The 400-nt window shown below is 65.2% G+C and carries 1 protein-coding gene; it reads left to right on the top strand.

The genetic code is table 11. The features are described from left to right. A partial coding sequence (locus A3754_RS24745) for an LrgB family protein (RefSeq protein WP_197468852.1) occupies positions 1-400 on the top strand: 400 nt, incomplete at both ends.

The raw sequence follows: 400 nt of genomic DNA, 5'->3' as shown, positions 1-400 counted from the left end.
CTATACCGGCAACTGCACACCGTGCGCAGCGTGCTTACCCCCATTGTCATCGCCACCATTCTCGGCGCCTTCATCTCTGCCGCCATCGCGGTGGGACTGGCCTGGTGGCTGGGTGCGCCCGCCGAAGTCGTGGGCTCGCTGGCCCCCAAATCCATCACCACACCAATTGCCGTTGAAGTGGTGAAATCCACCGGCGGCTATGTATCGCTGGCCGCCGGTGCCGTGGCCATCACCGGCATTGTCGGCGCGCTCTCCGCCGGGCCCATCTTCCGGCTGCTCAAGGTCAGCGATCATCGGGTAAAAGGCTTTGCGCTGGGGCTGGTGGCCCATGCCATCGGCACCGCACGGGCTTTCGAATACGGCGAAAAAGCCGGCGCCTTTGCAGGCCTGGCGCTAGGCC

This window comes from Alcanivorax sp. HI0083, from assembly GCF_001635175.1.
Note: the sequence above shows the minus strand (reverse complement) of the source record. Positions and strands in the feature narration are given on the sequence as shown.